General features: G+C 71.7%; 9 protein-coding genes. 3 read left to right on the top strand and 6 right to left on the bottom strand.

Annotated elements, in window-relative coordinates; genetic code table 11:
• Window positions 1-23: 23 nt before the first annotated feature.
• Window positions 24-896, bottom strand: a complete 873-nt coding sequence (locus JOD46_RS08550; protein ID WP_204393368.1) for an ADP-dependent NAD(P)H-hydrate dehydratase — start codon at window positions 894-896, stop codon at window positions 24-26.
• Between the two features lie 23 nt (window positions 897-919).
• On the opposite strand from JOD46_RS08550, the gene JOD46_RS08545 reads away from it, so the two are divergent.
• Complete coding sequence (locus JOD46_RS08545; protein WP_204393366.1) at window positions 920-1555, top strand: HAD family hydrolase; 636 nt, start codon at window positions 920-922, stop codon at window positions 1553-1555.
• Entirely contained in the window at window positions 1552-2676 is a 1125-nt protein-coding gene (locus tag JOD46_RS08540) for an NADH:flavin oxidoreductase/NADH oxidase (RefSeq protein ID WP_307834967.1), read from the top strand. The genes JOD46_RS08545 and JOD46_RS08540 overlap by 4 nt, the downstream gene beginning before the upstream one ends.
• A 12-nt stretch (window positions 2677-2688) precedes the next feature.
• Here the strand turns inward: JOD46_RS08540 and JOD46_RS08535 are convergent, their stop codons facing one another.
• The 5 genes from JOD46_RS08535 to guaB1 all read right to left on the bottom strand — a co-directional run bounded on the left by JOD46_RS08535 (window position 2689) and on the right by guaB1 (window position 8137).
• Window positions 2689-3111, bottom strand: a complete 423-nt coding sequence (locus JOD46_RS08535) for a VOC family protein (protein WP_204393364.1) — start codon at window positions 3109-3111, stop codon at window positions 2689-2691.
• Between the two features lie 57 nt (window positions 3112-3168).
• On the bottom strand, window positions 3169-4206 hold the full coding sequence (locus tag JOD46_RS08530; protein ID WP_204393362.1) for a hemolysin family protein: 1038 nt from the start codon (window positions 4204-4206) through the stop codon (window positions 3169-3171).
• Window positions 4203-5534, bottom strand: a complete 1332-nt coding sequence (locus tag JOD46_RS08525) for a hemolysin family protein (RefSeq protein WP_204393360.1) — start codon at window positions 5532-5534, stop codon at window positions 4203-4205. The genes JOD46_RS08530 and JOD46_RS08525 overlap by 4 nt, the downstream gene beginning before the upstream one ends.
• 628 nt (window positions 5535-6162) lie before the next feature.
• On the bottom strand, window positions 6163-6627 hold the full coding sequence (locus JOD46_RS08520; RefSeq protein WP_204393358.1) for an ArsR/SmtB family transcription factor: 465 nt from the start codon (window positions 6625-6627) through the stop codon (window positions 6163-6165).
• Window positions 6628-6697: 70 nt separating this feature from the next.
• Window positions 6698-8137, bottom strand: a complete 1440-nt coding sequence (guaB1, locus tag JOD46_RS08515) for a GMP reductase (RefSeq protein ID WP_204393356.1) — start codon at window positions 8135-8137, stop codon at window positions 6698-6700.
• Window positions 8138-8271: 134 nt separating this feature from the next.
• On the opposite strand from guaB1, the gene JOD46_RS08510 reads away from it, so the two are divergent.
• Window positions 8272-12111: a multifunctional oxoglutarate decarboxylase/oxoglutarate dehydrogenase thiamine pyrophosphate-binding subunit/dihydrolipoyllysine-residue succinyltransferase subunit gene (locus JOD46_RS08510; RefSeq protein ID WP_204393354.1), complete on the top strand. Its 3840-nt coding sequence runs from the start codon at window positions 8272-8274 to the stop codon at window positions 12109-12111.
• Window positions 12112-12218: the final 107 nt, after the last annotated feature.

Below are 12218 nucleotides of genomic sequence, written 5' to 3'. Positions count from 1 at the left end.
CGGGTCCGAACCCGGCCGGTCCGTCACGGACGCGGGGATCGGGCCTCGCCGCGCAGCAGGCGGCCGATGACGGGCGGGATGGCGTGCGCGACGTCCATCGCCGTGACGGGGCCGCCCTCCCACGCCTCGCTCGCACGGCGCGCGGCCTCGGAGTGGACGAACGCGGCCGTCGCGGCGAGGTACGTGATCGCCGTCGCGTGGGTCGCGAGCCGCTCGTGGTGCGTCGCCGCGAGGGCACCGACGATCCCGCCGAGCACGTCTCCCGTGCCGGCGCTGGCCAGCCAGTGGGTCGACGCCGTCACCGTGAGGCGCGTGCCGTCCGGGTCGCAGACGTGGGTGACGGCACCCTTGAGCAGCACCGCGACGCGCAGTTCCTCGGCGGCGCGGGCGGCCCATCCGGCCGGATCGGCCTCGACCTCCTCGACCGTGGCGTCGATGTCGCGGTCGTTCAGCAGCCGGGCGAGCTCCCGCGCATGCGGCGTGATGACGGTCGGGGCGGTGTGGCTCCCGACGAGGTCGAGCCCACCGGCATCGAGCACGGTCGGCTCGCCCGACGCGAGGGCGTGCTGGAGGTCGCCGGCGAGCAGGAACGACCGGTGGTCGGTGTCCATCCCCGAGCCCAGCAGCCAGGCCTGCACGCGCCCGGGCACGCCGACGGTCTCCGGTCGCGCGGCGAGCACGGCCTGGCGCACGGCGCGCGGACCGGTGAAGCGCACCATCCCGACCCCCGTCCGGTGGGCCGCCTCGACACCGAGCACCGCCGCGCCCGGGAAGTCGGGCGAGCCCGTGATCACGCCGAGCACGCCGCGGCGGTACTTGTCGTCGTCGGCGCTCGGAGCGCTGAGCCACTCGGATGCGTCGTCGGCGGTCCACTCCCGCCACGTCCCCGTTGCCATGACCCAACGATAGGTTGAAGAGCATGCCCCCGACGAGTTCCGCGCCGATCAGCCTGTCCCCGCGCCTGGTGGTGTTCGACTACGGCGAGGTCATCTCGCACGCGCCCTCCGAGGCGGATCGCGCCACGCTCCTCGCCCGCGCCGGCGCCGACCCCGAGTCGTTCTGGCCGGCGTACTGGGCGCATCGCGACGACCTCGACCGGGGCACGCTGTCGATCGCGGCGTACTGGCGCCGCGTCGCCGACGACCTCGGCACGGCCTGGACCGCCATCGACCTGCACGAGCTGTGGGCGATCGACCATCGCAGCTGGCTGAGCGTCGACCCCGCCACGCTGGCCGTGCTGCACGCCCTGCACGACGGCGGCACGCGGATGGCGCTGCTCTCGAACGCGGGCGCCGACTTCGGGGGGTGGCTCCGGCACGGGTCCTTCGCGCCGCTGTTCGAGCGCGTGTTCGTCAGCGGCGAGCTCGGCATGGTCAAGCCGGGCGCCGAGATCTACGGCCACGTCATGGCCGAGCTCGGCATCTCGCCGTCCGAGTTCCTGTTCGTCGACAACAAGGCCGTGAACGTCGAGGGTGCGCGGGCGGTCGGGGGCGACGGGCACGTGTTCACGCATGCGGCGGGCCTCGAGGCGTGGCTGCGGGAGCTCGCCGCGTGAGCGCCGAATCCTCGTCCGCGCCCGAGACGCCCGCCCTGTTCCGGCCGATCACGATCCGCGGCCTCGAGATCCGCAACCGGGTCTGGGTGCCGCCGCTCTGCCAGTACTCGGTGACCGAGCTCGACGGCGTGCCCCACGACTGGCACCTCGTGCACCTCGGCGCGATGGCGGCGGGCGGCGCCGGGCTCGTGATCGCCGAGGCGACCGCGGTCACGCCCGAGGGCCGCATCTCCGACCACGACACGGGCCTCTGGAACGACCGGCAGGCGGAGGCCTGGGCGCGCATCACGCGCTTCATCCGATCGCAGGGCGCGGCATCCGGAATCCAGCTCGCGCACGCCGGCCGCAAGGCCTCGGTGTGGCAGGAGCACCTGCGCCGACCGGGTTCGCAGCCCCTCGAGGAGGGCGGATGGAGCACGCTCGCGCCGTCGGCGATCGCGTTCGAGGGCCTGCGCGAACCGGTCGCACTCGACGAGGACGGCATCCTCGCGATCATCGAGGCGTTCCGCCTCGCGGCGCGGCGGGCGGTCGCCTCCGGCTTCGACCTCGTCGAGGTGCACGCCGCGCACGGCTACCTGGTGCACGAGTTCCTCTCGCCGCTGTCGAACCTCCGCGAGGACCGCTGGGGCGGGCCGCTCGAGAACCGCGCTCGCCTGCTGCTCGAGATCGTGCGCGCCGTGCGCGCCGAGATCGGCGAGCGGATGCCGCTGTTCGTCCGGTTCTCGGCCACCGACTGGGCACCCGGCGGGTGGGACGAGGAGCAGACCGCGACGGTCGCACGCTGCGCCGCCGAGCTCGGGGCCGACTTCTTCGACATCTCCACCGGCGGCCTCGTCCGCGACGTGCGGATCCCCGTCGGACCGGCGTACCAGGCCGCGCACGCCGAGTTCGTCGGCGGGCGCGCGGGCGTGTCGGTCTCCGCGGTGGGGCGGATCACGACGCCCGCGCAGGCCGAGGAGCTCGTGGCATCCGGTGCCGCCGACGCGGTGATGTTCGGCAAGGCGATGATGCGCGACCCGCACTTCGCGATGCGCGCGGCGCACGAACTCGGCGCCGACACGTCGATGTGGCCGCTGCAGTACCTCCGCGCGCGGCCGGCGCTCAACGACGGCGAGTGGTAGCCCGGGGTCGCCTCAGGTCCGGACGGCGGCGAGCATGGACTTGGCCTCGTCCATCGACATGCCGGTCGGCTGGGCGATCGAGATGATGTTGCCCTCGCTGTCGTCGAACCACGCGCCGCGCTCGCCGTCCATCTCCACGACGCCGTTCTCGGTCTTGATCCCCGGCAGGTCGTAGTCGTGGAAGACGATGCCCTTCGCACGGAGTGCGGCCATGTCGCGGTCGAGATCGTCGGTCATGATCGAGAACGCCGTCGCCTTGTTCGTACCGGCGAACTGGGACTCGTAGACGAGGACGGCGGTGCCGCCGATCACGTAGAAGTCGCCTCCCAGGTCGCTGCGCACCGGGTCGAGCCCGAACACGTCCTTCCAGAACGTCCGGGCACGCGCCTGATCGGAGGCGGCGAGCGAGGCCATCGCGATGGAGTTCTCGAACATGAGTTCACCTCAGCTTCCTTGACGGGCGCAGTCTACGCCGCCCGCCGCCCCGCCGCGCTACCCCCTCCGGGTGGCGTCCTCGACCTCGCCCACGAGCTCCTCGATGATGTCCTCGAGGAAGATCACGCCCGTCGTGCGACCCTGGTCGTCGAACGCCCGCGCCACGTGCGCACCCTGGCGGCGCATGGTCGCGAGCGCGTCCTCGAGGTCGGTGCCGGCGAAGATCGACACGAGGCGGCGGATGCGCTTGGGCGGGAGCGGGTCGTCGAACTCGTCGTCGTCGAGGTCGATGACGTCCTTGAGGTGCACGTAGCCGTCGGGCTCGCCGTCCTCGCCCGCGAGCACGTACCGCGAGAAGCCGCGGCGCGCGACCGCGCGCTCGACGTCGCCCGGCGTGGCATCCGCCGGCAGGCACACGAGCTCGGACATCGGCACCGCGACGTCGCTCACGCGCTTCGTCGTGAACTCGAACGCGGCCGACAGCGTCCCGCTCGCGTCGTGCAGCACGCCCTCGCGACGCGACTGGTCGACGATCGTCTGCACCTCCTCGAGCGTGTACGTCGAGGTGGCCTCGCTCTTGGGTTCCACGCCGAAGAGCCGCAGCACGCCGTTCGCGGTCGCGTTGAGCGCCACGATCACCGGTCGGAAGACGCGGGCGATGAACACGAGCGGCGGCGCGAGCACGAGCACCGCACGGTCGGGCAGCGAGAACGAGAGGTTCTTGGGCACCATCTCGCCGAGCACGACGTGCAGGTAGGAGACCAGCAGGAGCGCGATCACGAACGCGATCGTCGACACGACCTCCTCGGACCACCCGGTCAGCTGCAGCGGCGCCTCGAGGAGGTGATGGATGGCGGGCTCCGAGACGGTCAGGATCAGCAGCGAGCAGATCGTGATGCCGAGCTGGCTCATCGCGAGCATGAGCGTCGCGTGCTCCATCGCCCAGAGCGCGGTCTTCGCGCTGCGCCGGCCCTTCTCCGCGAGCGGCTCGATCTGCGACCGGCGTGCCGAGATGACGGCGAATTCCGCGCCGACGAAGAACGCGTTGCCGGCCAGCAGCACGAACAGCCAGGCGAGTCCGACCCAGTCGCTCATCGCTCGACCTCCGTCACGACGTCGGCATGCGTCCGCGCGGTCGCGGGCGTGAACTGGATCCGGTCGATGCGCCGGCCGTCCATGCGCTGGACGCGGAACCGGCCGCCCTCGACCTCGACCTCGTCGCCCACGGCCGGGATGCGACCGAGGGCCGCCATGACGAACCCGGCGACCGTCTCGTACGCGCCGCCCTCGGGCACCCGGATGCCCGTGCGATCCAGCAGCTCGTCGGGCCGGAGGATGCCGGGGAAGCTCACGAACTCGCCGCGGCGGACGACCCCCGCGCGCGTGCGGTCGTGCTCGTCCGAGACCTCGCCCACGAGTTCCTCGACGAGGTCCTCGAGGGTCGCGACGCCCGCCGTGCCCCCGTACTCGTCGACCACGACCGCCATCTGGTAGCCGCGACCGCGCAGCTCGCCGAGCAGCGAATCGAGCTTGATCGTCTCGGGCACGCGGAGCGCCTCGCTCTGCAGCGCCGACGCGGGCACGTCGCCGCGCTTCTCGCGGGGGACCGCGACGGCCTGCTTGACGTGGACGAGCCCCACGACGTCGTCCAGGTCCTCGTCGTAGACGGGGAAGCGCGAGAACCCGGTCTGGCGTGCGAGCTCGATGACCGCCTCGGCCGGCTCGGTGCGCTGCACGGCCGCGACGCGCGGGCGCGGCGTCATGACATCGGACGCGTCGTGCTCGGAGAAGCGCAGGGTGCGGCCGAGCAGGGTCGCGGTGTCCTCTTCCAGGACACCCGCGCTCGCGGAGCGGCGCACGAGCGAGGAGAGCTCCTCGGCCGATCGCGCGCCGGAGAGCTCCTCCTTCGGCTCGATGCCGAACGCGCGCAGCAGCCCGTTCGCGCTGCCGTTGAGCACGGCGATGGCGGGGCGGAACACCCACGTGAAGGCGGTCTGGAACGGCATCACGATCTTCGCCGTCGCGAGCGGCAGGGCGAGCGCGAAGTTCTTCGGCACGAGCTCGCCGATGATCATCGAGAGCAACGTCGCGACGATCATCGCGGTGATCGCGCCCACCGGCCGGATGGCGCCGTCGGGGAGCCCGAGCGCGCGAAGCGGGTCGGCGAGCAGCGACGAGATCGCCGGCTCCATCGTGTAGCCGGTCAGCAGCGTGGTGAGCGTGATGCCGAGCTGCGCGCTCGACAGGTGCGTCGAGGTGATCTTCAGCGCCTCGATCGTGAGACCGAGCCGGGTCTCGCCCTTGGCGCGCCGGGCTTCGAGGTCGGATCGATCGAGGTTCACGAGCGCGAACTCGCTCGCAACGAACAAGCCCGTGCCGATCGTGAGGATGAGCCCGATGCCGAGGAGGATCCACTCAGACATCCGCACCATCCCGTTCGGTCACGGGCGAGGGTCTATGGCCGGGGGTGGTCGCAGAGGGAGGATCATCCATGGTCGATCCAGTATAACGGCGGTTGCCGCTCCACCGCCGAGCCGTCACACCCTCGTCACCCGTGGCGACGCCGTGGCGTCGTTCGCCTCACCCCAGCCTCCTTCCCCGCCTCGCCCCCCTCGCGTCACCTCCCCGCCTCGCCCCGCCCCGGCCGCCCCGCCTCACCCGTATCCTCCGCGGCGACTGTTTCCAGTTCGCTCGTCTGAACCCGGCCTCAAATGAGGCCCGGCACCGAGCGCCCTCCCGCCAACCCACCCCCGAGTGCCCACCGCATGAACGCCGCCTCAAATGAGGCCAGCCGCCCCGAACGGCACCGCCCCAGCCACCCCCGGCGAGATGAGCGCAGCCTCAAATGAGGCCCGCCGCGTCGATCACCCAGGGCAACCCGGCCGAAGCACAGCCGCTTGAGCGGGGCCTCAAATGAGGCCCGCCGCGTCGATCGCCCAGGGCAACCCGGCCGAAGCACCGCCGGTTGAGCGGGGCCTCAAATGAGGGAGGCTTCAGACGAGCGAACTGGAAACGTTCTCGGCACGCCGAGCGCGGTCGAACGCCGCCTCGTCAGCGCACGGATCGCGGATCGGCAGCGACCGGCGTGTGGTCCCGGCGACCCCACGCGACCGCGCGCTCCTCGGCGCGTCGCTCGGCGGCGACGCCGAATCGGTGCGGCCGGGAGGGGCGCGACCGCGGCGGGTCCACCAGCGGCGCGCGTCGCTCCGTCGTCCCGTACCGGTGGTCCCAGAGCCGGAACAGCCGCTCGACCTCATCGTCGAGGAGGGCGAGGAACTCCTGGCTGAGCCGGTAGGTGCGCGACCGCGGCTCGACGGGATCCACGGTCGAGAACACGGCGCCGTGGTCGCGAAGCGTCCGCAGGTGATGCGAGACCGCGCTGGCCGAGATGCCGTGCTCGGTCGCGACCACGTCGCCCAGCGTTCCGGCGGAATGCTCGCCGACCGCGAGGATCTCCACGATGCGACGCCGAACGGGGTCGGCCAGGATGGCGAATGGATGGACCGGCTGCGTCATGCGGCGAGCGTAGCCAGCGGACTCGCGGTGCTGCGGCATCCGTCCACAGCCAGGGATCGGGCGGCCGCGCTCACCAGCTGACCGGGAGCGCCTTGCCCTCCTCGTAGCCCGCGGCCGACTGGATGCCGACGAGCGCACGCTCCCGGAACTCCGGGACCGTGCGCGCGCCCGCATAGGTGAACGAGCTGCGCACGCCCGAGGTGATCATGTCGAGCAGGTCCTCGAGGGACGGACGCAGCGGGTCGAGGTAGATCGCCGACGACGAGATCCCCTCGGCGAAGAGCTCCTTGCGCGCGAGCTCGTATGCCGACAGGCGTCCGAACCGCTCCTTGACCGCCTTGGTCGAGGCCATGCCCCAGCTCTCCTTGTAGACCCGGCCGTCGGCGTCGCGGCGCAGCGTGCCCGGGGCCTCGATCGTGCCCGCGAACCACGAGCCGATCATGACGGATGCCGCGCCCGCCGCGAGCGCGAGCGCCACGTCGCGCGGGTACCGCACGCCGCCGTCGGCCCACACGGCCGCGCCCGCCTCGCGGGCGGCCTCGGACGTCTCGAGCACCGCCGAGAACTGCGGCCGGCCGACCGCCGTCATCATGCGCGTGGTGCACATCGCACCGGGTCCGACGCCGACCTTCAGCACGTCGGCGCCGGCCTCGACGAGGTCGGCGACCGCGTCGGCGGTGACGATGTTGCCCGCGACGATCGGGATGCCGAGACCCGCCGCCCTGACCGTGCGCACCGCCCGGATCATCCCCTCCTGGTGCCCGTGCGCGGTGTCGACCACGATCATGTCGACGCCGGCGGCCGCCAGCGCGCGCGCCTTCGCCGCGACGTCGCCGTTGATGCCGACGGCCGCCGCGACCCGCAGCCGGCCCGAGGCATCCGTGTTCGGCTCGGACACCGTGCCCCGCAGCGCGCTCCGCCGGCTCAGGGTGCCGATCACGCGTCCGTGCTCGAGCACGGGCGCGAAGTCGATCCCGGCATCGACCATCAGGTCGAACGCCCGGCGCGGCGTGTCGACGTCGTCGGCGTCCAGCGACGGGATGGCGCCGTGCACCAGGTCGCCGAGCCGCGCGTCGGGCAGCGCGGTCGCCAGTCGCGCCGCGGGGATCGTGCCCGCGTACCGCCCGTCGTCGTCGTGCAGCACGATGCCGTGCCCCTCGACCGGCGGGAGCACCTCGAGGGCGTCGGCCGCGGTCTGGTCGACGGAGAACGCGTGCGGCACGTCGAACCGGGCCGGCCGCGACTTGACCCAGCGGATGGCGTCGTCGAGCTCCTGCAGCGGGAGGTCCTGCGGGAGCACGCCGATCCCGCCACGGCGCGCGAGCGTCGCCGCGAGCCGGGGGCCTGTGACGGAGTTCATGTTCGCCGAGACGATCGGGATCGAGGCGCCCGACCCGTCGTCGGGCGCGAGCGACACGTCGAGCCGGCTCGACACGCCCGACCGGCTCGGCACGAGGAAGACGTCGGAGTACGTGAGATCGTGCCGGGGCGTCGTGCGGTAGAACTGCATGCCGTTCACGCTACCGTGCGCGGTCCCGGCTCTCCCCGGAACGGGTTTAGGCTTGTGAGGGCGTTCCGCGACGTGCTGCGCGCGCCACGCCGCCAAGGTGAGCAACCATCAACGGAGAGAGTGGGCGAGAGGCTGTGTCGAGCCAATTGACCGGGTCGGGGTCCGACGAGACGACGTCGGCGGAGTTCGGAGCCAACGAGTGGCTCGTGGACGAGATGTACGAGCGATTCCTCGCCGACCCGCAATCCGTCGACGAGACCTGGCGACCGGTGCTCGAGCACTACCGCCAGGTGCGCACCGGTGAGGCAACCGCTCCGCCCGCGCCGGCGCCGATGCCCGACGAGGCCGAGCTGCTCCGCGCCGCGAACGAGACCGCGGCCGCCGCGGCCCCGAGCGCCCCGAGCGCCCCGCTCGCGGCGCCCGCCGCGCCGGCAGCCGAGGCCGCCGCACCGGCGCAGGCACCCGCCGCGCCCGCGCCGCCCGCCACCTCGCACCCCGCCACCGCGCCGAGCGCCGTGATCGGCCAGGCGCCCGAGGCGCGCACCACGTCGGTCGCCCCGCGCACCGCGCCCGTGCCCGCCGACGTCCCCGTCACGAGCCCCCAGCCCAAGGCCGAGGGCGGCGAGCGCGAGGACGAGGTCGTGACCCTCAAGGGGCTGCCGAAGACCCTCGCCGCGAACATGGACGCGTCGCTCGCGGTCCCCACGGCGACGAGCGTGCGCACCATCCCGGCCAAGCTGATGATCGACAACCGGATCGTCATCAACAACCACCTGCGCCGCACGCGCGGTGGCAAGGTGTCGTTCACGCACCTCATCGGGTGGGCGCTCATCCAGGCGCTCAAGGAGTTCCCGAGCCAGAACGTGTACTACGCCGAGGTCGACGGCAAGCCGAGCCTCGTCAAGCCCGCGCACATCGGACTCGGCATCGCGATCGACATCCCGAAGCCCGACGGCACCCGGGCCCTGCTCGTGCCCGCCATCAAGCGCGCCGAGACCATGACCTTCAACGAGTACCTCGCCGCCTACGAGGATCTGGTCAGCCGGGCCCGCACCAACAAGCTCACCGCCGAGGACTTCAAGGGCGCGACGGTGTCGCTGACCAACCCGGGCGGCATCGGCACGGTCCACTCCGTGCCGCGACTCATGAAGGGCCAGGGCTGCATCATCGGCGCGGGCGCCCTCGAGTACCCGGCCGAGTTCCAGGGCGCGAGCGAGAAGACCCTCGCGAACCTCGCGATCGGCAAGACCATCACGCTCACCTCGACCTACGACCACCGCGTCATCCAGGGCGCCGGCTCGGGCGAGTTCCTGAAGAAGGTGCACGAGCTGCTCATCGGCGAGCGGAACTTCTACCAGGACCTCTTCGCGGCGCTCCGCCTGCCGTACGAGCCCATCAAGTGGAACCACGACATCTCCGTCGACATCGCCAGCGCGATCGACAAGACCGCGCGCGTGCAGGAGCTCATCAACTCGTTCCGCGTGCGCGGCCACATGATGGCCGACACCGACCCGCTCGAGTACGTCCAGCGCTCGCACCCCGACCTCGACATCGAGAGCCACGGCCTGACCTTCTGGGACCTCGACCGGGAGTTCGTCACCGGCGGCTTCGGCGACAAGCGCACGGCACTGCTGCGCGACATCCTCGGCGTCCTGCGCGACTCGTACTGCCGCACGATCGGCATCGAGTACATGCACATCCAGGACCCGGTGCAGCGCCGCTGGATCCAGCAGCAGGTCGAGCGCAAGTACGAGAAGCCCACGCACGACGAGCAGATGCGCATCCTCGGCAAGCTCAACGAGGCCGAGGCGTTCGAGACGTTCCTGCAGACCAAGTACGTCGGGCAGAAGCGCTTCAGCCTCGAGGGCGGCGAGTCGATGATCGCGCTGCTCGACGAGGTGCTGCAGGGCGCCGCGAAGGAGGGCCTCGACGAGGTCGCCATCGGCATGGCCCACCGCGGCCGCCTCAACGTGCTCACCAACATCGCGGGCAAGACGTACGGCCAGGTCTTCCGCGAGTTCGAGGGCACCCAGGACACCAAGAACTTCTCGGGCTCGGGCGACGTGAAGTACCACCTCGGCACCGAGGGCGTCTTCACGGCCGACGACGGGCAGCAGGTGCCCGTGACCCTCGCCGCGAACCCATCGCACCTCGAGGCGGTCGACGGCGTGCTCGAGGGCATCGTCCGCGCCAAGCAGGACCGCAAGCCGATCGGCACCTTCTCGACCCTCCCGATCCTCATCCACGGCGATGCGGCCATGGCCGGCCAGGGCGTCGTGGTCGAGACGATGCAGATGTCGCAGCTGCGGGCGTACCGCACGGGCGGCACCATCCACCTCGTGGTGAACAACCAGGTCGGCTTCACGACCGTGCCCGGCGACGCGCGCTCGTCGATCTACTCGACGGATGTCGCGAAGGCCATCCAGGCTCCGATCTTCCACGTGAACGGCGACGACCCCGAAGCGGTCGTGCGGGTCGCCGAGCTGGCCTTCCGGTACCGCCAGGAGTTCAAGCGCGACGTCGTCATCGACCTCGTCTGCTATCGCCGCCGCGGCCACAACGAGGGCGACGACCCGTCGATGACGCAGCCGCTCATGTACAACCTCATCGAGGCGAAGCGCTCGGTGCGCAAGCTCTACACCGAGGCGCTCGTCGGACGCGGCGACATCACCGAGGAGGAGTACGAGAACGCGCACCGCGACTTCCAGGACCGCCTCGAGCGCGCCTTCGCGGAGACCCACGCGGTGCAGACCGGCGCGATCCCGGTGGTCGGCGCGACCGAGTCGACGCGCGCGCCCGAGGTCGCCTCGGGCGAGCTCGAGACGACCGGCGTGTCGACCGAGGTCGTCCACGCGATCGGCGACGCGTTCAACAACAAGCCCTCCGGCTTCACCGTGCACCCGAAGATCCAGCAGTTGATGGCCAAGCGGGTCGACATGAGCCGCAACGGCAAGATCGACTGGGGCTTCGGCGAGCTGCTCGCGCTCGGCTCGCTCCTGCTCGAGGGCACCCCGGTGCGCCTCGTCGGCCAGGATGCTCGCCGCGGCACCTTCGTGCAGCGCCACGCCGTGCTCCACGACCGCGTGAACGGCCAGGAGTGGCTGCCGCTGCAGAACCTCTCCGACCAGCAGGCGCGGTTCTGGATCTACGACTCGCTGCTCAGCGAGTACGCCGCGATGGGCTTCGAGTACGGCTACTCGGTCGAGCGCGCCGACGCGCTCGTGATGTGGGAGGCGCAGTTCGGCGACTTCGCCAACGGCGCGCAGACCATCATCGACGAGTTCATCTCGTCGGCCGAGCAGAAGTGGGGCCAGCGCTCGAGCGTGGTGCTCCTGCTCCCCCACGGCTACGAGGGCCAGGGCCCCGACCACTCGAGCGCGCGCATCGAGCGCTACCTCCAGCTGTGCGCCGAGGACAACATGACCGTCGCGCGCCCGTCGACCCCGGCGTCGTACTTCCACCTGCTGCGTCGCCAGGCGTACGCGCGACCCCGCCGTCCGCTCGTGGTGTTCACGCCGAAGGCGATGCTGCGGCTGCGCGGCGCGACCAGCGAGGTCGGCGACTTCACGCAGGGCCGGTTCGAGCCGGTGATCGACGATGCGCGGATCACCGACAAGCAGGCCGTCAAGCGCGTGGTCTTCCTCGCCGGCAAGTTCTACTACGACCTGATCGCCGAGCTCGAGAAGAACCCCAACCCCGAGATCGCGGTCGTGCGCCTCGAGCAGTACTACCCGCTGCCCGCCGCCGAGCTCAAGGCGGTCGCCGACTCCTACCCGAACGCCGAGCTGGTGTGGGCGCAGGAGGAGCCGGAGAACCAGGGCGCCTGGCCGTTCTTCGTCATCGAGACGAACAAGCTCGGCCCGCGCGAGGTGCGCGTCGTGGCACGGCCCGCGGCCGCGTCGCCCGCGACCGGTTCGGCCAAGCGCCACGCGATCGAGCAGGCCGACCTGGTCCGCCGCGCGCTGACGGTGTAACCCCAGCGCCGCATCGCGCGGCGCAGCAGACGACGAGCGGATGCCTCCCCCACGGGGCATCCGCTCGTCGCGTTTCCCACGCTCCCGGGCCCGAGAGGGCCGGGTGC

The organism is Agromyces aurantiacus, from assembly GCF_016907355.1.
Lineage (GTDB): Bacteria > Actinomycetota > Actinomycetes > Actinomycetales > Microbacteriaceae > Agromyces > Agromyces aurantiacus.
The sequence above is the reverse complement of the archived record's forward strand: the minus strand, read 5'-3'. Positions and strand labels throughout refer to the sequence as shown.

Excerpts from the sequence above, each read along its gene's own strand:
- JOD46_RS08550 (WP_204393368.1), bottom strand. The coding sequence starts at position 896 with ATGGCAACGGGGACGTGGCGGGAGTGGACCGCCGACGACGCATCCGAG.
- JOD46_RS08535 (WP_204393364.1), bottom strand. The coding sequence starts at position 3,111 with ATGTTCGAGAACTCCATCGCGATGGCCTCGCTCGCCGCCTCCGATCAG.
- JOD46_RS08525 (WP_204393360.1), bottom strand. The coding sequence starts at position 5,534 with ATGTCTGAGTGGATCCTCCTCGGCATCGGGCTCATCCTCACGATCGGC.
- JOD46_RS08545 (WP_204393366.1), top strand. The coding sequence starts at position 920 with ATGCCCCCGACGAGTTCCGCGCCGATCAGCCTGTCCCCGCGCCTGGTG.
- JOD46_RS08520 (WP_204393358.1), bottom strand. The coding sequence starts at position 6,627 with ATGACGCAGCCGGTCCATCCATTCGCCATCCTGGCCGACCCCGTTCGG.
- guaB1 (WP_204393356.1), bottom strand. The coding sequence starts at position 8,137 with ATGCAGTTCTACCGCACGACGCCCCGGCACGATCTCACGTACTCCGAC.
- JOD46_RS08530 (WP_204393362.1), bottom strand. The coding sequence starts at position 4,206 with ATGAGCGACTGGGTCGGACTCGCCTGGCTGTTCGTGCTGCTGGCCGGC.